Genomic DNA, 322 nt, shown 5'->3' with positions numbered 1-322 from the left:
TCTGGTCGTGACCCTGAGCAACAACGCCACCGTCACTATCAAGGCCGGTGAAACCAGCGCCCCGTACACCCACGAAGCACAGGGTGACGACGTCTACAAAGACGCTGGCGAAATCAGCCTGGGTATCAAGTCGGCAGCAGACATCGATGGTCGTACCTTCGAAAACCTGCAGCTGGGCGACGCGGCGTCGATCAAAGTCACCGACACCACTGACGACGTCATCGCCAAGCTGACTGCTACCCCTTCGGTCACCGAAGGCGGCGAGATCACCTATACCGTCACCCTGACCAATAAAGACGGCTTGCCGATCGATAACCACGCG

The 322-nt window shown here is 58.7% G+C and carries 1 protein-coding gene; it reads left to right on the top strand.

Features of this window, described 5'->3' with window-relative positions:
• Window positions 1–322 (top strand): immunoglobulin-like domain-containing protein (locus tag HU764_RS27530; RefSeq protein ID WP_217835031.1); only part of this gene is annotated, 322 nt, incomplete at both ends.

This window comes from Pseudomonas kermanshahensis, from assembly GCF_014269205.2.
Lineage (GTDB): Bacteria > Pseudomonadota > Gammaproteobacteria > Pseudomonadales > Pseudomonadaceae > Aquipseudomonas > Aquipseudomonas kermanshahensis.
This window is presented reverse-complemented; position numbering and strand designations above follow the sequence as displayed.